The sequence below is a fragment of the Bacillus sp. ISL-75 genome (assembly GCF_018613095.1).
On record NZ_JAGGQX010000038.1, the window covers coordinates 140,765 to 159,618 of the forward strand.

Annotated in this window: 16 protein-coding genes and 3 pseudogenes; 1 reads left to right on the plus strand and 18 read right to left on the minus strand. The window is 39.7% G+C overall.

Features of this window, described 5'->3' with window-relative positions; genetic code table 11:
- Nucleotides 1-110: 110 nt before the first annotated feature.
- The 18 genes and pseudogenes from J7E63_RS16585 to J7E63_RS16670 form a co-directional block, all read right to left on the minus strand.
- The gene (locus tag J7E63_RS16585) at nucleotides 111-593 is read right to left on the minus strand and encodes a hypothetical protein (RefSeq protein ID WP_215014390.1); all 483 of its coding nucleotides are present in this window, start codon (nucleotides 591-593) and stop codon (nucleotides 111-113) included.
- A 139-nt stretch (nucleotides 594-732) separates the two neighbouring features.
- Nucleotides 733-909, minus strand: a pseudogene (locus tag J7E63_RS30750) (DnaB-like helicase C-terminal domain-containing protein); the annotation flags it as partial.
- A gap of 277 nt (nucleotides 910-1,186) precedes the next feature.
- Nucleotides 1,187-1,672 (minus strand): hypothetical protein, encoded by a 486-nt coding sequence (locus tag J7E63_RS16595; protein WP_215014392.1) that lies wholly within the window; start codon nucleotides 1,670-1,672, stop codon nucleotides 1,187-1,189.
- Between the two features lie 102 nt (nucleotides 1,673-1,774).
- Nucleotides 1,775-2,527, minus strand: a complete 753-nt coding sequence (locus J7E63_RS16600) for an NADPH-dependent oxidoreductase (RefSeq protein ID WP_215014394.1) — start codon at nucleotides 2,525-2,527, stop codon at nucleotides 1,775-1,777.
- Nucleotides 2,528-2,652: 125 nt separating this feature from the next.
- Nucleotides 2,653-4,006: pseudogene (locus J7E63_RS16605) on the minus strand (dipeptidase); the annotation flags it as partial.
- Nucleotides 4,007-4,281: 275 nt separating this feature from the next.
- Complete coding sequence (locus J7E63_RS16610) at nucleotides 4,282-5,910, minus strand: ABC transporter substrate-binding protein (RefSeq protein WP_215014396.1); 1,629 nt, start codon at nucleotides 5,908-5,910, stop codon at nucleotides 4,282-4,284.
- 34 nt (nucleotides 5,911-5,944) lie between these two features.
- A complete protein-coding gene (gene opp4C, locus J7E63_RS16615; RefSeq protein WP_215014528.1) occupies nucleotides 5,945-6,850 on the minus strand; it encodes an oligopeptide ABC transporter permease in 906 nt (301 codons plus the stop codon).
- Nucleotides 6,851-6,890: 40 nt separating this feature from the next.
- On the minus strand, nucleotides 6,891-7,841 hold the full coding sequence (locus J7E63_RS16620; protein WP_215014398.1) for an ABC transporter permease: 951 nt from the start codon (nucleotides 7,839-7,841) through the stop codon (nucleotides 6,891-6,893).
- A 19-nt stretch (nucleotides 7,842-7,860) separates the two neighbouring features.
- The gene (locus tag J7E63_RS16625) at nucleotides 7,861-8,877 is read right to left on the minus strand and encodes an ABC transporter ATP-binding protein (RefSeq protein ID WP_215014400.1); all 1,017 of its coding nucleotides are present in this window, start codon (nucleotides 8,875-8,877) and stop codon (nucleotides 7,861-7,863) included.
- Nucleotides 8,874-9,896, minus strand: a complete 1,023-nt coding sequence (locus tag J7E63_RS16630; protein WP_215014402.1) for an ABC transporter ATP-binding protein — start codon at nucleotides 9,894-9,896, stop codon at nucleotides 8,874-8,876. The genes J7E63_RS16625 and J7E63_RS16630 overlap by 4 nt, the downstream gene beginning before the upstream one ends.
- Nucleotides 9,897-9,957: 61 nt before the next feature.
- Nucleotides 9,958-11,166, minus strand: a complete 1,209-nt coding sequence (locus tag J7E63_RS16635; RefSeq protein WP_215014404.1) for a M20 family metallopeptidase — start codon at nucleotides 11,164-11,166, stop codon at nucleotides 9,958-9,960.
- Between the two features lie 288 nt (nucleotides 11,167-11,454).
- The gene (locus J7E63_RS16640; RefSeq protein WP_215014406.1) at nucleotides 11,455-12,870 is read right to left on the minus strand and encodes a M20/M25/M40 family metallo-hydrolase; all 1,416 of its coding nucleotides are present in this window, start codon (nucleotides 12,868-12,870) and stop codon (nucleotides 11,455-11,457) included.
- Nucleotides 12,871-12,922: 52 nt separating this feature from the next.
- Complete coding sequence (locus tag J7E63_RS16645) at nucleotides 12,923-14,359, minus strand: amidohydrolase (RefSeq protein ID WP_215014408.1); 1,437 nt, start codon at nucleotides 14,357-14,359, stop codon at nucleotides 12,923-12,925.
- 501 nt (nucleotides 14,360-14,860) lie between these two features.
- A pseudogene (locus J7E63_RS16650) lies at nucleotides 14,861-15,328 on the minus strand (VCBS repeat-containing protein); the annotation flags it as partial.
- Nucleotides 15,309-15,458 (minus strand): SDR family NAD(P)-dependent oxidoreductase, encoded by a 150-nt coding sequence (locus tag J7E63_RS16655; RefSeq protein WP_215014410.1) that lies wholly within the window; start codon nucleotides 15,456-15,458, stop codon nucleotides 15,309-15,311. The gene J7E63_RS16655 and the pseudogene J7E63_RS16650, both read right to left, overlap by 20 nt.
- 16 nt (nucleotides 15,459-15,474) lie before the next feature.
- On the minus strand, nucleotides 15,475-16,317 hold the full coding sequence (locus tag J7E63_RS16660) for an aldo/keto reductase (RefSeq protein WP_215014412.1): 843 nt from the start codon (nucleotides 16,315-16,317) through the stop codon (nucleotides 15,475-15,477).
- A gap of 36 nt (nucleotides 16,318-16,353) precedes the next feature.
- A complete protein-coding gene (locus J7E63_RS16665; protein ID WP_215014414.1) occupies nucleotides 16,354-17,202 on the minus strand; it encodes an NAD-dependent epimerase/dehydratase family protein in 849 nt (282 codons plus the stop codon).
- An 11-nt stretch (nucleotides 17,203-17,213) separates the two neighbouring features.
- Nucleotides 17,214-18,140, minus strand: a complete 927-nt coding sequence (locus tag J7E63_RS16670; RefSeq protein ID WP_215014416.1) for an aldo/keto reductase — start codon at nucleotides 18,138-18,140, stop codon at nucleotides 17,214-17,216.
- Nucleotides 18,141-18,306: 166 nt separating this feature from the next.
- On the opposite strand from J7E63_RS16670, the gene J7E63_RS16675 reads away from it, so the two are divergent.
- Nucleotides 18,307-18,633 (plus strand): winged helix-turn-helix transcriptional regulator, encoded by a 327-nt coding sequence (locus J7E63_RS16675; RefSeq protein ID WP_214711651.1) that lies wholly within the window; start codon nucleotides 18,307-18,309, stop codon nucleotides 18,631-18,633.
- Nucleotides 18,634-18,854: the final 221 nt, after the last annotated feature.

Consider the following 18,854-nt stretch of genomic DNA (forward strand, 5'->3'; position numbering starts at 1 on the left):
TTGTACAAATCCTAAAAAAAATGCCTAATAATGTTGTTTTAACAACAATTGCAGGCATTTTACTTTTCTAAAACGGACTCGATTTTTTCTAAAGATATCGGTGGTCGGGGTCAAGTTCTGTATTCACCTTCCCTAGATAATTTAGTCCTGGGCGTCTCTAAACTATTTTTTCTCCTCTCTTTTAAAATACCCGCTATAGCTGGAAAACTCATGAATTCCTTCCTCATGTCCCGAAACGAAATCACATGATTGCCTCTAGCGAGCTGGTAATCTAGCGAATATGCGTGACAGTTCAATGGGTTTTGATGAAATGTTTTGGTATAGAATTGCATCGCTTCATGCTTGCTTGCCGCAAAAATAAAGAGAAAATCCATCTGGTTCATCTTCAGTGAGTAGATGCCAACTTTATGAATACCTAATACATTGTTTTGAACCAATTCCCTTACATTCTGATGGTCTGCTTGTACTAAGTCTAATTTGGATACATCGTCATCTAATGAAATTTTCTTCTCTTCTAGTAAATGGTAGATGTAATGAGCCAATGATGATTCTTCAAAACGAAAACAATCCAGGTAAAGATCTTTGACAAACATGTAATAACACCTCGGTAATAGATTTTTTTACCCCGTGGTCTTCATTCTTTAGGGTTGTTTATAGTTTAATAAGGGGTTTCCTTTCGGTCTTAAATCCTTCCTGTATGTTCGTTGTAATTTACAGCGATGCTTCCAACTGACCATTTCCGTTTTTCGAGACAATGATTTCAAGGGAATGATTGTCCGTGTCCTTGTCATAGTACGACTCACGATATAAGTACAAAATGACATCACGTCCTGCTCAACACTGCCCGATTCCCGATTATCAGACATCATCGGCCGCTCTTGATTCTACCGAACGATTAAGCTGGGCCAAACAAGAAAACATGAATCACCTTAATGAAACTATTAATTTTTTAAAAACTGAAAAAGATCTGAAGATATTCCTTTTGATGTAAAATATTTATAAAAAATAGGGCATCCAAATTTGGAAGCCCTATTAGCACATAGTTAGTATTTAATGCGTACTAGCAAAAAAACTTATTGTCTTAGTAATTTCTCAATTTCTGTTTCAACACGAAAAACCCGTTTGTTTAAGGATTATGAGGGTTGGTCATAAAAAAAAGCCTGTATCTTTTAATAATAGATTCAGGCTAACAATCGTTTTGACATGGGATTAAATTTTGTTGGGACAGGATTTCTACTGCTTTTTTCACATTTGAGACGTTAATAAAGATGATGTCGTTTTCTCCTAAATACATGGCCTTAACCTCTACTTTACACCACAAGCTGTTGTAAAATCTGCTAAATACACCTGGAATTCCAGCAGGAATATTTGAAATGGTGATGATTTCTTCCTCTTTAAATGTAATATGATGCGATTGTAGTGTTTTTCTTACTACCTTTAAATCACTAATGGTCTCGGACTCTGCGGTACCCGCCACTAGTCTGATAAAATTCTTGTTATTACGGCTTTTGGTTATGACTAAACTCACAAGATTAACAGCGTTTGCAGCAATTTGTCTCAAAATGCAAGCTAAGGTTCGATCGTCCGCCATAAAAGTAAATTGCATTCTAAAATTTAGATCATAATTTAATGGTTCAGTATTACTTCCATTAGCACCTTTCAAATGCCACACTTCCTTTATTCTCCACTTTATATCATAGTATGAAAAAATAAAGGAATAGCTTGGGTTGTCCGTTGCTCTTTTTTTGAGTCAAGATATATGAGTTCTACTTATTCACTTATATCGGAACCTCTGATTTTTTACCGTAGTACTGGAATTTTTTGCGTATTGTTCAAAACCGGTATCATAAAATTGAGCGACCTTACTTGACCAGTCGCTCGTATCTTTTCCGCTGGTACGTTCAGACATATAGGATGATATCGTTTGATCATATTGGTCAATGATTTCCTTTTGAATTTTCGTATCATACTGTTCTTTCTGAAGGGTTGCCATAATTGGCAGCCTTGGTTTTTGAGCGGGGACGGATTTTGGATATCCGACGACCAGACCTGAGATTGGAAAAACATATTCCGGAAGATTCAATAGATCAACAAAGGTTTGGGGATTTCTCCGTAATCCTCCGATCGGAACGATCCCGAGTCCCATCGATTCAGCCGCTATAACCGCGCTTCCTAGAGCGATCCCTACATCCGTTGAACCGATAATAATTGCTTCTAAGTCCTCGACGATTTTAAACTCAGTACCATTTTTTTCAGCTACCAGCTTCGCGCGATAAAAATCCATGCAAAACACTAGAAAAACTGGAGCTTCCTCAATCCACCTTTGGTTGCCTGCCGCTTTTGCCAATGCTGCTTTCCTTTCAGGCTCCCTGACTTCAATCACGCTCACTTGCTGACCATTAATCCAATTGGGACCAGCCAAAGCTACCTCAATAATCACTTCGATCTGTGTTTCGCTTACCTCTTTTTTTGCGTCGAAGTCCCTAACTGAGCGATGATTTCTTAATAATTGAATGGTTTCGTTCATACTATCACTCCTCGTTTATACGATACTACATTAAATTCAAACACCTGAATCAAATAAAAGTGCCTGTCACCACCTGAATATTGTAGCCGAAGGTTGTGACAGGTACCAATATACTTTTTAAGAAGTTCTAAAAAGGAACAAATGGTTAAGATACCTTTATCAAAGTTTTCTAAGTTAAAGTGTTCGTTTGGAGCATGAAGATTCTCATCTGGCAAACCGAATCTCATTAAGACAACAGGAGCATGTAGTGATTGGTTGAAATCCAATACAATAGGAATAGAACCTGCTTCTCTTTTGTAAACAGGTGTTTTCCCATAAACAGTTTCATACGCTTCGGCCGCTTTTTGAATCATCGTACTGTCGATCGGCGTTAAGAATGGATTTCCCGTATCGCCAAGAGACACTTTCACCGTACATCCCTTTGGTGCATGTTCCTCAAGATGCTTTTTGATCAATTCCTGAATTTTTACAGGGTTTTGATTGTGGACTAGTCGGCAGGTGATTTTGGCATGAGCCTCGTACGGGATGACCGTTTTTGTTCCTTCCCCCTGAAATCCGCCCCATAATCCGTTTATTTCTAATGTTGGCCGGGAACTGATTCTCTCAGGGTAAGGAAAATTGTTTTCCCCTCCCGTTAAATCCGTTAACCATAACGATTGTTTTAGCTTTTCTTCATTGAAACCCAATGCTTTAATTTGTTCCTTTTCAAATTCTGTGAGTTCGACGACATCACCATAAAAATGGTCAACATTTACTTTTCCGTCTGCATAATGAAGGGTCGAAAGCAGCTGTACCAATAAATGGTTGGCGTTTTGGACTCCCCCGCCAAACATGCCCGAGTGCAAATCGGAATTAGCGGTTTTTATAGAAAATTCTAGTGAACAAAGACCTCTTAATGAATAGGTGATGGCAGGGACGCCTCTGTCCCACATATCAGAATCGGAAATAACGACCACATCACAGGATAATTTTTCTTTATTTTCGGATAAAAATGACGGAAGATTAGGACTTCCGATTTCTTCTTCTCCTTCTATGCAGAATTTTACGTTTACCAATAATTTACCTTCTAATTTCAATAGTGTTTCCACTGCTTTGATATGTAGGAACGTCTGCCCTTTGTCATCTGTTGCCCCTCTGGCAAAGATCTTTTCATCACGGATCCGTTGGTTCAAACGGAGGCGTTTCCCATAAATGAACAGGGTCAACGGGTTGTACGTCATAATGGCCGTATACTAAGACTGTTGGAGCGTTTTCCTGATGAAGCCAGTCCCCATAGATTATCGGATGACCTTTTGTCTGGACGATTTCATCATGTTCCATTCCAATTCTTTCTAATTTATTGGCAATCCATGAAGCCGCTTTTTGAATGTCCTCTTTATGCTCAGATAAGGAACTGATGCTTGGAATCCGGAGCAACTCTTTTAATTCCTCGACATTTTGATTGTGTTGATTGGATAACAACTCGGATAATTGACTCATGGTCTCACCTTTTCTAGTTTTTTCTATTTTTATTTTATACAAAAAGACATGATTGGCTTCAAGTAATACAACTTGGCCACTACCTGTCACGTCAAATAAAAAATATATAGTTTATCTTTCTTAAAAAATCTATATGTATTCATATGTTAAGGCATCATCTAGTTTTAAGATGATGCCTTCATGATCACTCTTATTGCTTAAAAGGGGTGCCCCTATTTTAAAGGACACCCTAAATAATTAAGAATTAACAATTTTTTTAAAGATATCTCGATTACTTATTCTGCTCCAACAAAGGACCAATCCTGAATTTTATTATGGAATCCGAATATCTTAGGCTCTCCAAATTGTACTTGTTTAGAAATGGCTGCGAAATCATAATCTGAATAAAGTGAAATGATCGGAACATCTTTCTCCCAAATTGCTTGCAGCTGATTATAAATTTCTTTTCTCTTTTCTGGATCAGCTTCTGATTGTCCTTTTAACAGTAGCTCATCTGACTTTGGATTATTATATCTCATAAAGTTATAGGAACCAGCCTTACTATAAAGAGTTGATATTTCTGGATCCAAAGTAAAGGTAAAGCCCATTAATAACAAATCAAATTCTCCGGCTTTTCCTTTTTGCATAATGGTCGGGAAATCGTACGTTGTGACTTTAACCTTTACTCCCACGTCCTTTAGGTTCTGGGTAATAATATCCGCGGACTGCTCACGGACTTTATTACCGATTGGGACTACTAATTGAAGGGTCTGGTTAAAGTCCCAGCCAGCTTCCTTCAATAATTGTTTTGCTTTCTCCGGATTGTAGGTGAATTTTTCTAAATCCTTATCAAGGTAAGGGCTGACCGAAGTATACGGCCCATCTACTATTTCCCCTTTTCCTTTTAATAGCTTATCTACGAATTTTTCACGGTCGAGGGCGTAAGCAAGCGCTTGACGTACTTTGGCATCTGTTATTTTTGTTGTATTAAACATCATCGTTTGAAAACCGATCGTTGGCTCCTCTTTCGTTTTTACATTATTAAACTTTTCAACAGTTTCATAGTCTTGAGCCGGAATCTTTCCGATTCCTGCAGCCACGTTCATATGAAGCTCTCCTGTCTGAAGTTGGGCCACGAGGTTTGGAGCAGGCATAATTTTAACAAACATACTATTCGTCTTTGGTTTTCCTAAATAATAGTCTGGATTGCTTACAAATTCGACATATTGATCCTTTTTATATTGAACAAACTTATAGGCGCCATTGGTGACCGTTGGTTTGGTGAAGAATGGATCCTTTGATAAATCAGCTGGCGCAATCTTCTCTAAAACATGTTTTGGCAGAATCATAAATTTTGAGCCCAGTTGTTCCTTAATCATATTCGGATCAACAGGTGTTTTCGTTTTAAATTCTACTGTTTGTTGATCGATAACCTTTACCGAAGAAATTTGAGTTTGTCCTTCTTTTAACTTGCCTGTACCATCAAGACCTTCAAAGACGGAGATATAGGTGCCTACAGTGGTTTCAACCTTTGGATTTGCAATTAAGTTAAAGGTAAAAGCGGCATCCTCAGCTGTAACTGGCTTCCCATCAGACCACTTCGCATTCTTATTCAACTTGATTGTAAAGGTTTGGTTATCAGTCGTTTCAAAGGAATCCGCCAATTTTGGGACAAACTCTTGCGGACCTGTCATTTCTAAAAAGGAATCAAACATAAACTTTTCAATAAAACCTGAAGCGATGTCGGAGGAATTAATCGTGCTGAAGTTAATTGGCGGATTAACCATTCCCAGATACATGGTTTTGCTGCCTGATGTTTGACCAGTTGAAGCAGTGGAAGAAGTTTTACTCTGACCTGAGCATGCTGTTAAAGCCAATGATAAGACGATAGCGGATAAGCTTACTGTTCTCTTTAGATAACCCATAATGTCCCCCTAATTGATCTCTTTTTTTAATTAATTATTTTAAATTTTTTGGATCCATGGCATCGCGCAATCCGTCGCCCATAAAATTAATGGATAGAACAGCTAATAAAATCATTAAACCAGGAGGTAACCATAACCAAGGCTGCGTGGCTAATACAGTTAGCGACTGGGCTTCATTTAGCATATTTCCCCAACTGGCCGTTGGCGGCTGTACTCCCATTCCAAGGAAACTTAAGGAGGCTTCTAATATAATCGAAGAGGCGATTCCAAACGTTGCATTGACTAAAATAGGTGCTAAACAGTTTGGCAAAATATGTTGAAAGAGAATCTTCCAGGAAGGTAATCCTAATGCAACCCCCGCTTTCACATAGTCCATCTCTTTAATGATCAGGACGCTGCCTCGAACAATGCGGGCAACCGACGGCCAGCCCAATAATCCGATGACAAGAATAATATTAAGGAGACTTGGTCCCATGATACTGACAAGGACAAGGATGACCATAAGATAAGGAAAGGACATAAACACATCCGTTAGACGCATAATAACCATATCCACCCATTTTCCAAAGTATCCAGCAACAGCGCCGAGGATCGTGCCAATTACGACGTAAATAGCAACCGCTCCGATACCCACAGCCAAGGAGACCCTAGATGCATAAATCAATCTACTTAACAAATCCCGCCCCACTTGGTCTGTCCCCAATAAATGTTCAGCTGAAGGCTGATCAGCAAATTCCCCGTTAACAGCATAAGGACTCTGAGGTGCCAAAAGAGGAGCGAATAATGCCATTAAAACGATTAAACTGAAAACAATTAGTCCAAAAACGGCTAGTTTATGTTTAAAAAACTTTTTTCTGATGACCCTTAAGTAGCTTTCCTCTTTTCCCAGCTCTTGTTTTACGTCGAGATTCGGATCATTGACTACCGGAATTCCTGCCATTTTAGTTGCTAGTGACACCTTAACCTCCTCCTTCCGAAAATTAGTTGTACTTAATCCTTGGATCCGCAACGGAATAAAGGATGTCGGTAAGCAGATTTGAGAAAAGAACCATGAAAGCAGCCAACAGGTTAATGGCCATTAACACCGAATAATCCCGTGAACCGATGGATTGGATGGTTAATTGTCCAAGTCCAGGCCATTGAAATATTTGTTCTGTGACCACGGCTCCTCCAATTAAAAGAGGGATATCCAAACCAATGATCGTTATAATCGGGATGAGTGCATTTCTCAGCGCATGTTTATTAGTAACAATAAATTCGCCTAAGCCTTTCGCTCTTGCCGTCCGTAAATAATCCTGTCCCAGTACTTCGATCATACTGGACCTAACATAGCGGACCATACTTCCTGCGATTCCTGTCCCAAGGACGATAGCGGGCATAATCAAATGAGATAACGTATCCGAAAATCCCCCAGTACCCCCAAGTGTATTCATGCCGCCAGTCGGTAAGATCTGAGACATAATCGCAAAGACATAAATCGCACCTAAACCCATAAAGAAGTGTGGAATCGATACGCCAAGAAAAGAAAAAGTAGTCGTCAAGTAATCGATCCATGAATATTGTTTTGTTGCACTTAAAATTCCGATTGGAATGGCAATCAGATACGCAATGATTAAGGCAGAGCCCATCAGGATAAGGGTTGGACCCAATCGTTCGAAAATCATATTCGTAACGGGCTCATAGGTGGAGTAAGAGAAACCAAAATCACCTTTAAGCAAATTCCCCAACCAATGCCAGTATTGGATATAGATTGGATCATTTAAACCAAGAGCTTCTTTCTTAATCTCAATATCTGCCGCCGTTATATCTGGACTTACATACATGTCGACTGGATTACCAGGTGCCAGATTAATAATTAAAAAGTTAAAGATCGTTACACCAAACAAGACAGGGATAGCGATCAGAATTCTTCGAATAATATACTGAACCATAGGATCCCTCCTTCCTCGTTTACATTAATGGAAAGTGACAAGCTGTTTGATGTTGAAGACCGATTAATTCCGGGGTTTCCACACGACAAATGTCTTGAGCAATCGGACATCTTGTATGAAAACTGCACCCTTTAGGAGGGTTGGCCGGACTAGGAACATCCCCTTTCACTAAGACTCGTTCCCTGTTCCGCATATGTGGATTTGGAATGGGATAGGTACTCAGTAGACCTTGTGTATAGGGATGTTTCGGCTTCTTAAAAATATCTTCTGTTTGACCAAGTTCAACAATTTTCCCTAAATACATGACCGCAATCCGATCACTAATATATTTGACAGCACCTAAACCATGTGCGATGAAAAGATAGGTAAGCTGAAACTCTTTTTGTAAATCTTTTAGTAGATTCAATACTTGTGCCTGGATGGAAACGTCTAAGGCGGATACCGGTTCATCACAAATGATCAGCTTTGGATTTAACATAAGCGCTCTGGCAATGCCAATCCTTTGCCTTTGACCACCGGAAAATTCATGTGGATAACGGCTGCGATGCATCTTTGTCAATCCGACGATTTCAAGCATTTCATTTACTTTTCGGTCCACCTCCTCTTTATCTGCCAGTTTATGGGCGAGCAGTGGTTCTGAAAGAAGATCTCCAATCCGCTTTCTTGGATTTAAGGATGAATAGGGATCTTGAAAGATCATTTGCATTTTGGTACGGGTTTTTCTCAGTTCGGATCCACTGATATCGGATAAATCCATGCCCTCTAAAATGACTTTCCCTTCCGTAGGAGGGTCCAGCTTTACAATGGCCCGGCCCGTGGTAGATTTGCCGCAACCGGATTCTCCTACAAGTGCAAGCGTTTCTCCTGGATCGAGGCTGAAGTTTAAACCATCGACCGCTTTTACATGCCCGACCGTCCGGGGAATAATCCCTTTTTTAATAGGGTAATATTTTTTAAGGTTATGAACCTCTAACAAGGGTACATCAGGCACTGTTTTTACATCTTCAATGTTCGTCTCAACCGTTGTAACACTCATACCTGAACCTCCTCGATCGATTTCGCGTTTGTCAAATGCTCTTCTTCTTCCACTAACCAGCATCTGACTTTATGAACTTTTTCCTTATTAATAGAAGAAAGAGGAGGCTTTTCATGCAGACATTTTTCAGTAGCATATGGGCACCTCGTGTGGAACCTGCACCCCTTAGGCATATGCTGTAAGGTTGGTACCATCCCTGGGATGGAATAAAGCCGTTTATGCTCTTCATATTCAAGGTGAGGAATCGACTCAATTAATCCTTTTGTATAGGGATGCTTCGGTTCATCAAATAGCGTAAACACATCCGCTTCTTCCACCACTTGCCCCGCATACATGACAAGGACTTTATCTGCCATCTCAGCGATCACGCCCAAATCATGAGTGATTAACATAATCGCGGTATCGGATTCTTCTCTCAGTTCTTTCATCAATTCTAAAATTTGTGCTTGGATGGTCACATCAAGGGCTGTCGTCGGCTCATCGGCAATGAGCAGCTTAGGTTTACAAGACAGGGCCATTGCAATCATGACCCTTTGTCTCATTCCCCCCGATAATGAGTGTGGGTATTCATTCATCACTTCTTCAGCACGTGGGATTTTTACTTGCTTCAGCATATCAATTGCATATGCTGAAGCATCCTTGGTACTCATTTTTAAGTGAAGCTTGATCCCTTCAATCATCTGGTTACCAATGGTAAAAACAGGGTTCAGGGAAGTCATGGGTTCCTGGAAAATCATCGAGATCTGATTCCCGCGAACCTGTCTCATTTCGGCTTCTGTTAGCTTGTTTAATTCTTTGCCATTCATCTTAACCGAACCATTTTTTATGTAACCATTTTTCCCTAGCAATCTCATAATCGACAAGGATGTAACACTTTTCCCGCAGCCCGATTCACCTACAATTCCAATCGTTTCTCCTGGCTCCAAATTGAAAGTAACCTCGTCAACCGAAATCAATTCTCCTTTTTCAGCCATAAATGCGGTTTGTAAATTTTCTACTTCGATTATTTTGTTGGACATCTTCCTCACCCCTTGCCCTTCTTAAAATCAGGTAAATTCTTAAACTTCTTCTAACTTGGTTTTAATAAGCAGGTTCCTCGAGAATCTGTTCCACGTTCTCTACCGTATATTGATGGACAATGCTTAATAGTGCTTTTCCAGCATATATCATCGCTTTTTCATCGAAATCAAACTTTGGATGATGATGTGGGTAGGCGGCTCCTATTTCTTCATTTCGTGCACCTGTATGAAAGAACATCCCTGGTTTTTCCTGCAAATAGTAAGCAAAATCTTCAGCACCCATGATTGGGTTCATATCTACAAGCATGCCTTCATCTAATGTATTTTTCACGATATCTTTAAAAACTTCAGTTTCACGCTCATGATTATACAGAGCCGGATAACCGTTGTTATATTCAATTTCATATTCAGCATGGAATGCGGAACATACGCCACTCACCATCGTTCTGAACTCTTCTTCGATTTGAACTCTTACGTCTATGTCAAACGATCGGATCGTTCCGGTTAACACGGCTGAATCTGCGATGACATTCGATGCATTTCCTGCATGGAAGGAACCGACTGATACAACGGCGGAATGTTGTGGATTGACCCGTCTGCTCACGATGTATTGGAGCTGGTTGATTATTTGTGCGCCGATTGCGATGGCATCAATGGTTTCATGTGGTGAGGATCCATGTCCACCCTTACCCTGGATCTTGATTTTAAAGGCATCTGCTGCAGCCATGGTATAACCGTTTTTGACTAAATAAGTGCCGAGCGGTGCACCCGATGCTAGATGTGTTCCAAACACCGCATCCACTCCATCTAAGCAACCATCCTCGATCATCGCGATCGCTCCGCCCGGTGCTAATTCTTCCGCATGCTGGTGAAGCAGCACGACATTTCCGGATAACTGTTCACGATTCTCGCTTAACACCTTTGCCACCGCGAGTAATGTGGCTGTATGGCCATCATGACCACAGGCATGCATCACACCTGGTACTTTGGATTTATAAGGAACTTTCTTTTCATCCTGAATCGGAAGGGCATCAAAGTCTGCTCTAAGGGCAATGGTTTTCCCCGGCTTCGCCCCTCTAATCAACCCGACTACCCCTCTTCCGCCAACACTAGTTCTTACCTCAATTCCAAAGTCAGATAAAATTTCTGCAATCATTTTAGGTGTGTGCACTTCCTGGAATGACAGTTCTGGATTTTCATGCATATGCCGTCTCCACACTACCATCTGCTCGTACATTTCTTCCAATTGAAAATGCCAATCCTTAATCATAAAAATCCCTCCGTTTACCTTTTATGATGTTACTAGATTACATTTGATGTTATTTAATATGACATGTAACCTTTATGTCACTGAGTATAATGAAGAATTTTCCAAGCGTCAATCTATTATTCTGACAATTTAGAATATTAAAATTAAAAAATAAGCGCTTTCTTTCCCTTTCTTTTCATAAAGTAAACGGTTTCTATCTTACTGGAAAATTCTGTGTTAGGTTTTCTTCCATATAATAAAAAAGCAATGTTCTCTCAATGGAGAACATTGCTTTCTTTGAAAACAGGATTATTTTATGCCTTCTAGTTTCTCCTGGGAAGCGTTTAACGACTCAGGGAAGCCTAGAAGCATATAAGCCATATGGACGATTCCGTTTTCAAAATCTTGTAGTTTGATAGATTCATTTGGGGCATGTGCCTTTGATCCAACCCAGCCCACCCCTGTACTAACGATTGGCAGCTGAAGCTGTTTACCGAATTCAAACATCGGACCGGTGCCAGCAGAATTAGGGGCTAAAATCCCTTCCTTTTGGTACACTTCTGTGGCCGTTTCCATGACATGAGAGATAAATGGGTGACTAAAGTCAGACCGGTAGGCCTTCTGCCCATTTACAAGGGTGACCTCGATATCATAAAATCCGTGGTTTTCTAAATGCTTTTGAATACAGCTAAGTATATGATCTGGATCTTGACCAGGTACCAAACGACAATCCACTTTCGCCTTTGCCACTTTAGGAAGAACTGTTTTCGCCCCTTCTCCAGTATATCCACTTATTAATCCACAAATTGTCATGGTTGGATGTAAGACCATTGCGGCCCTTGGGTCTTGTCCTTTTGCTGCTGTAATAAGCGGCCTTTTTAATCCATAAAGGTTCGATACAGCCTCCACGTTGAATGGCAAGGAACGGACAGATTGTTTTACCGCTTCGGAAGGCTCCTCAATGCCATCAAAGAAACCCTCTACTAAAATTTCATTTTGCTGATTTTTCATTGAAGCAAGCGCCTGGACTAATCTCCATGCCGCATTATCTACATACGCTCCAACAGAAGAATGCATATCTATATCGGCACCAGCACAAGTCAGCTCTAAATAAGCCATCCCCTTAATGCCGGCAACCATGCTGATGCGGTCTTGTTCGTCCTTTCCTCCAAATTCCCAAATACATGCGTCAGCCTTAAAGCGATCACGATATTTTTCAAGGTATGGTGTAAGATTCGGGGAGCCAATTTCCTCTTCCCCTTCAATTAAAAATTTGATGTTACAGGGCAATCCTCCCTGCGTTTTTTGTAATACCTTAATCGCTGTTAATCTAGCAATCAAATCTCCTTTATTATCGGCAACCCCTCTAGCGAATAATTTCCCCTCCCTAATCGTAGGCTGAAAGGGTTCAGAGATCCATTCATCAAGTGGTTCGGGTGGCTGCACATCATAGTGGTTATAAAAGAGTAAAGTTTTCGTCGAATCACCATTACTTCCTGCTGGAAAAAAACCATAAATGACGGGGTTGCCGCCTAAATCATCAAGAACCTCGGTTTCCCCTTTTGCCTCTTCAATCATTTTCACAACAAAACGGACCGTTTCTGGAATGGCTGTATTTTGTGCAGAAATAGTCGGGAATGTTAAATATTCCTTTAACCATTCGATTGCGCTGGAAATAGATTCTTTGGTTTCATTTCTTAAATCGGTTAGATTTTGATTTTTCATAGTAAGTCTCCTTTCGGGAACTAATAAAATTATTTTTATTAAAACAAGATTTCTAAATAGATGGGACAGGTGGTTTGAGCCCGTCTGGTAATGGAGACACATAGCCCCCTTTATGTTTTATTTCGTTCCTGAATTCATCTTGTGCCTGGGCGACCAAACTAGGATTCTCTATTAATTCCACAACACTTAGACCAATCACCTTAGCAGCAGTTATCATTCCTTTTTGACCAATAGTGGATCCTACGGCGACAACATTTTGCCAAGAATGTCCGGGCGTCCCAATTGGTGCACAAGCTGTTGTAAATTGCGCTGTCGGGATATTCCATGAAACATCCGCGACATCTGTAGACCCAGACATACATTTTCCTTCATCGTAAGGTTCGATCACCTCATCATGCAAAATTTTGTCTAGCAGATTATTAGGGGCACCCGATGTTTTTACAACTACTTCCTTCATTCCTTGATCAAAGGAATCGGTCAGTTCATTTGCTAGTTTCATATCGTTTTCATCAAAGGATGGAGCTCCCACTTTTTTCAAATTATTCAGTAAAACTTGTCCTAGAACTTTATTCGGGAGCATATCATAACATCCTGTAATAAAGTCAATATTATAATCCGTTCCCGTCATTAAGGCGGCGCCTTTGGCAATATTGATTAATTTTTCATAGGTTACTTCCACTTCTGACCGGTGTGGTGCGCGTATGTAATACCAAATCTGAGCCTTGTCGGGAACAACATTAGGTGCACCTCCGCCATTTGTGATTGTTGAATGAATCCGTATTTGATCAATTAAATGCTCGCGTAAAAAATTGACTCCAATATCCATTAATTGAACAGCTTTAAGGGCACTCTTTGCAGCTTCTGGATTGGCAGCAGCATGAGCGGATTTTCCATAGAAATTAAATTTGACCGAATTCATCGCTAAAGAGCTGCTTGCCCATAATGAATTCAACGAATTGGGATGCCAGGTTAAACTAACATCTGCATCTTCAAAAACATGATCCCTTGCCATAAAGACCTTTCCAACAAGGGTTTCTTCTGCAGGACAGCCGTAAAATTTAATGGTCCCATCCATTCCTTCTTTTTCCATCCATTCCTTAGCCGCAATCGCCCCTCCTGCCGCAGCGACTCCATAAATGTTATGTCCACATCCATGACCGCTGGCTTCTGGGATAATCGGCTCTTTTTTTGCTGTTAGTTTTTGAGAAAGACCTGGTAATGCATCATATTCACCTAAAATCCCAATGACAGGCTTCCCTTTCCCCCACGTCGCAACAAATGCGGTTGGCATACCTGCGATACCCATTTCAATGGAAAATCCCTCTTTTTCTAGCTTGTTTGCTAACAATTTCGAGGATTGATATTCATGGAGCCCCAGTTCGGCGTAATTCCAAATTTTTGTCGACCAATCTATTAAATCCTCTGCATGATCATCCACCCACCCTGTGATAACATTATTCAATTTCATTTTTTCAATGGATTTTGTCATCTTTTCATCTCCTTCATTTTCTAGTTCAACTTTCATTTCCGAAGATTCTTCTGATTGGTTAGTAGGCTAATGGTTTGGTAGTTTGAGCTTTTTATCCAATAAGCTTCTATTCACCTCCTCTGTATTTATTTTTTAAGAGCTTATTCAAGCTTAAATAATTTTAAATATTCTGTAAACTACTTCGTGAAGAAACTTTACACTCTTTTTCCTATTATTACCTTCACCAATGCCAAGGAGTAAATACTTACCAGTAAGTTCATCTATTGTTTAATTAATCTTATGCTTGTCATCAAGGCTTTTAAGTCTCTTGGTTCTGAAACTGCAGCTTGCATGTTATTTAAGAAAGAAAAGTAACTTCATTTAGAGGAAAATTTAAAAAACTTTCCTACCGTAATGTAAAATAGAACACTCATCCTTTTGGGTGAGTGTTCTATTTTTTCTGAAAATGATAATCTTTTACCTGTTTGAAATTTCTAATAAATCCTACTTTCAGTCCATTTTTTACATTTCCCCACCCGACATTGCCACTGTCTGCCTGTCAGGACCAAACACCTGACCGTTCCATTTCAATAGGGTTTGTACATATCCCAGACTGTCAGCATTGTACCTGCCGGCTATCCTCTGATACGCTTCGAGCTCATAAATATCATCCCTGTTAAAATCAATCGGGTACAAACCAGATAAAGGGTTAACCCACCCATTAATGGGAGCCTTTAAAATACCTTGGGGGCTATAAATTTCCGATAAATATTCCTTCCCCTTATAAGTAAGGTCAAGAATATACTTTTCTTTGAGATGATAACTTATGACCTTTGCTTTGTATTGATTTTCATATGTCACATCGTACTTGTAGGAATCATTGAATACATCCGAATTAAAAATTTGCCTTAATTGACCGTTAATATAAGAAAATATATACGCATAAATAGTGCCTGCGCTTCCTCCGGTTTCAATGACCACTAAAATATCGAACTTCTTTTAATTTTTCGGAATCTCTGCCAGTTCCAACCACGGAAAATCCTTTTTCCGCAAAAAATAAAGCAGTGTTACGGCCGATTCCTCTTGTTGCACCTGTTATGACGACTACTTGCTGTTCCATTTAGAGTTCCCTCCTATTAATCTCTGCCGATTACTTCAGGGTCACCGAACTGACGCTTATTCTGATTAAGAGTGCTTATTTGATTTAAATCTTCTTGTGTAAGTTCAAAATCAAAGATATCCGCATTTTCAGCAATACGATGTGGTTTGATTGATTTTGGAATAGACACGACGCCTGTTTGGATATCCCAGCGCAGGATCACTTGAGCAGTAGACTTATTGTACTTGTTTGCAATCTCAACTAAGACTGGGTCGTTAAGAAGTCCGCCTTGCATAAGAGGGGACCATGCTTCAAGCTGGATTTCATTCTTTTTACAAAAATCATGTAATTCCTTTTGATTAAAGACTGGATGGTATTCCACTTGGTTAACCATCGGTTTAATTTCGCAGTTTGCAAGAAGGTCTTCGAGATGGTTAACATTGAAATTACTTACTCCAATGGCGCGGATGCGTCCATCCTTGTAAAGCTTCTCAAGCGCTTTCCATGTCTCAACATATAATCCTTTAGAAGGTACTGGCCAGTGAATTAAATAAAGGTCTAAATAGTCTAAACCTAATTTGTTCAAACTTGTTTCAAAAGCCGCCAAGGTAGATTCATAGCCTTGATCGCCGTTCCAGAGCTTAGTTGTTACAAATAACTCTTCACGAGGTACGTTCGATTCAGCTATAGCTTTGCCTACTCCCTCTTCGTTTCGATAAATAGCAGCAGTATCAATGCTTCTATACCCGACCTCAAGGGCAGTCTTTACTGAATTAACTACTTCCTCTCCTTCTTGTACTTTGAAAACACCGAACCCCAGCCAAGGCATTTTTACACCATTATTTAACGTAGTAGTACTTAGTAAATTTTTTGTCAACATATCTCTCTCCTTTTCCATTTTATAGAAAATTATTAATTATAACTCTACATAATTTCTCCACTGATGAACAGGCTTCCAATTTAATAGCTTTTTAGCCTTTTCGTTACTTAACAATGATTGAAATCCTGTCAAATCACTGCGGAAATCTTTCACTTCTGGAAAACATGTTTCCATAAGCTGCATGCTCTCAATATCCATACTCGAATCATCCGCAGCAATACATAGAGGAACTGAACCTAGTCCGTCTGTTTCAACTGCTAAACGATAAGCTGCTGCTGCGTCTCTTGTGTCAATGTAGCTCCAAAGAATCGTTTTTCGTAATTCAGGCTTATGTATAAAACTAGGGAAATTTTTATACATCTCAGGTGAGATTACATTTCCTAACCTCATAGATACAACCTGCATACCCGTTCTTTGGTGAATCATATTAGCGGTTTTCTCATTTACGATTTTCGATAACCCATAGCTTTCTTCAGGCAGCTGTGGGTGTTCCTCATCGATTGGTACATATTTCGGTGCTAAATTTTGCTTAGAAAAACAAATACCATAGGACGATTCACTCGAGGAGATAACCGCCTTTTTAATCCCTAAAGTCCCTGCTGCTTCTAAAATATTATAGGTACTCATCACATTATTTTGGAATGTTACTTCGTTTGGATGGGAGTAGGCAACTGGTATAGCTGCCAGATGTACAACCGCATCAGCTCCTGCTAAGACGCCATAAACTTCGCCAAGATTTGTTAAGTCTGTAATCACTGTTTTACAAAGCTCTTCTTTTGGATGCTTTATATCGGCATTAACAACTTCATACCCATGATTTAAAAATTCTATTATCACATCTCGACCAAGAAGGCCGCTGCCACCTGTTACAACTACTTTTGGCATTTTAATTCCTCCTATTTAAACACAGCTTGTGGATGCTCATCTGATACCAATTCTAAGTCTGCAGCCAGTGCATTTAATTCAACTTGTTCTACATTTTTACATCCTGGGATTACACTCGTAACAGCTGGATGCTTTAGGCACCATGCAAGTGCCCATTGAGCCATATTAACTCCTTCTGGGACTTCATTTCGTTGAATTTCTTCAACTAGTTGAAGCTGTTTTAAAACTTCACTTTGTAAATGGTTATTACGAACATCGTTTTTATCAAACACTACACCTGGTTTATATTTGCCGCTTAAATAACCGCTTGCTAATGGAACCCGAGCCAGGACCCCAAGATTTTGCCGCTCACAGGAAGAAAACACTTGTTCCTCTGGTTTACGATCTAACCGGTTATACACAACTTGAATCACACGAGCATTTACTTCCGTTGCTAAGTCCGTTTGGTAGATATTTTCGTTTGAACCGATTGAAATTCCTAGATGACGGATTTTCCCTGCCTCAATCTGCTTGTCCAAAACAGTCCATAATTCTTCATTTTGAAATACGTCATCACTGCCAGAATGAAATTGATATATATCTACATACTCTGTTTGAAGAGCTCTTAAAGAATCGTCTAACTGCTTAACTACTTCCCCAGCGGACCAATGATTTGTACGGGTAAAGGATTCATGGAAATGATGGCCGAATTTTGTTGCGACTAGCCAATCCTCCCTTTTTTGATTTTTTAAGTAGCTGCCGATAAATTTTTCAGAAAGGTGATCACCGTAACATTCGGCTGTATCAATCAAATTAATCCCCATTTCCTTGGCCTTGTCTAAGATTTCATCTACTTCTTTTTGTGTGAAATCTTTTCCCCATTCGCCGCCATATTGCCAAGTTCCGATTCCAACAACGGAAACATTTAAATCTGTTTTTCCAAGCTTACGGTATTTCATTGGTCTCATCTCCCTCTCTTTCAATATGTATGATTAAAACCCTTACACAAAAAAAGTATACGTTTTCTTTATTTAAACAACAACCACTGAAATATTTTTGATATACTAACCTATATATTAATTACTATTAAATTTATAGTTTCTATAAATTAGAAAGAGGTAGTCTATGAGCGAAGTAAAAGAAACGAAACCTTTAGTGATTGAATGTTCCATTGAAAAAGCACTTAGTGTAATTGGGGGAAAGTGGTCTTTTCTTGTATTAAGAGAGTTATTCGAAGGGACAAAACGGTTTGGAGAATTACAAAAAGCTATTTCAAAAATAAGTCCAAAGGCCTTAACCGATACGGTAAGACATTTAGAATCCAATGGTGTTTTAATTCGGACTGTTCACGCTACAGTTCCCGTAACAGTTGAATATTCACTTACTGAAAAAGGACAATCCTTACATACCATATTAAAAGAAATGAAATACTGGGGTTCTTACTGGGCATAGCATTACCCTATCAGGGGACTCCCTGCGAGAATCTCTCCTTAACTGAATAGGTTGAAGTAGACTACCAAAATAGTGGGATAATGCCGAAAAGACAATTAAGACAGTCCGTAATAATTTAGATTTCTTAAAATGGGCCACAGGGACGGTTTCCACGGTTTCTTATGAAGTTTATGTCATAAAAATGCCGGCAATACCGTCCCCATGCTCCCCCGCCGTGTTCC

What these genes read in the sequence shown, in the direction of transcription:
- J7E63_RS16655 (WP_215014410.1), bottom strand. Translation starts at nt 15,458, where the DNA reads ATGGAACAGCAAGTAGTCGTCATAACAGGTGCAACAAGAGGAATCGGC.
- J7E63_RS16645 (WP_215014408.1), bottom strand. Translation starts at nt 14,359, where the DNA reads ATGACAAAATCCATTGAAAAAATGAAATTGAATAATGTTATCACAGGG.
- J7E63_RS16630 (WP_215014402.1), bottom strand. Translation starts at nt 9,896, where the DNA reads ATGTCCAACAAAATAATCGAAGTAGAAAATTTACAAACCGCATTTATG.
- opp4C (WP_215014528.1), bottom strand. Translation starts at nt 6,850, where the DNA reads ATGGCAGGAATTCCGGTAGTCAATGATCCGAATCTCGACGTAAAACAA.
- J7E63_RS16610 (WP_215014396.1), bottom strand. Translation starts at nt 5,910, where the DNA reads ATGGGTTATCTAAAGAGAACAGTAAGCTTATCCGCTATCGTCTTATCA.
- J7E63_RS16665 (WP_215014414.1), bottom strand. Translation starts at nt 17,202, where the DNA reads ATGCCAAAAGTAGTTGTAACAGGTGGCAGCGGCCTTCTTGGTCGAGAT.
- J7E63_RS16635 (WP_215014404.1), bottom strand. Translation starts at nt 11,166, where the DNA reads ATGATTAAGGATTGGCATTTTCAATTGGAAGAAATGTACGAGCAGATG.
- J7E63_RS16600 (WP_215014394.1), bottom strand. Translation starts at nt 2,527, where the DNA reads ATGAACGAAACCATTCAATTATTAAGAAATCATCGCTCAGTTAGGGAC.
- J7E63_RS16625 (WP_215014400.1), bottom strand. Translation starts at nt 8,877, where the DNA reads ATGAGTGTTACAACGGTTGAGACGAACATTGAAGATGTAAAAACAGTG.
- J7E63_RS16620 (WP_215014398.1), bottom strand. Translation starts at nt 7,841, where the DNA reads ATGGTTCAGTATATTATTCGAAGAATTCTGATCGCTATCCCTGTCTTG.
- J7E63_RS16675 (WP_214711651.1), top strand. Translation starts at nt 18,307, where the DNA reads ATGAGCGAAGTAAAAGAAACGAAACCTTTAGTGATTGAATGTTCCATT.
- J7E63_RS16585 (WP_215014390.1), bottom strand. Translation starts at nt 593, where the DNA reads ATGTTTGTCAAAGATCTTTACCTGGATTGTTTTCGTTTTGAAGAATCA.
- J7E63_RS16640 (WP_215014406.1), bottom strand. Translation starts at nt 12,870, where the DNA reads ATGAAAAATCAAAATCTAACCGATTTAAGAAATGAAACCAAAGAATCT.
- J7E63_RS16670 (WP_215014416.1), bottom strand. Translation starts at nt 18,140, where the DNA reads ATGAAATACCGTAAGCTTGGAAAAACAGATTTAAATGTTTCCGTTGTT.
- J7E63_RS16660 (WP_215014412.1), bottom strand. Translation starts at nt 16,317, where the DNA reads ATGTTGACAAAAAATTTACTAAGTACTACTACGTTAAATAATGGTGTA.